This is a genomic window from Bacillus sp. REN3, from assembly GCF_017912555.1.
GTDB lineage: Bacteria > Bacillota > Bacilli > Bacillales > Cytobacillaceae > Mesobacillus.
In genome coordinates this window covers 1-259 of record NZ_JAERSD010000085.1, presented here as the reverse complement: position 1 = coordinate 259, position 259 = coordinate 1, and the positions used below count along the sequence as shown (strand labels likewise).

At 56.4% G+C, this 259-nt stretch carries 2 tRNA genes; both read right to left on the bottom strand.

Annotated elements, in window-relative coordinates:
* Positions 1-75: transfer RNA gene (locus tag JJQ88_RS21100), tRNA-Glu, on the bottom strand.
* Positions 76-90: 15 nt separating this feature from the next.
* Positions 91-182, bottom strand: a tRNA-Ser gene (locus tag JJQ88_RS21095).
* Between the last annotated feature and the right edge of the window lie 77 nt (positions 183-259).

Below are 259 nucleotides of genomic sequence, written 5' to 3'. Positions count from 1 at the left end.
TGGTGACCCCTACGGGATTCGAACCCGTGTTACCGCCGTGAAAGGGCGGTGTCTTAACCGCTTGACCAAGGGGCCATGATGAGATTTCAATGGCGGAGAGCAAGGGATTCGAACCCTTGAGACAGCGGTAACCGTCTACACGATTTCCAATCGTGCTCCTTCGACCTCTCGGACAGCTCTCCAAATGGCTCCGCAGGTAGGATTCGAACCTACGACCGCTCGGTTAACAGCCGAGTGCTCTACCACTGAGCTACTGCGG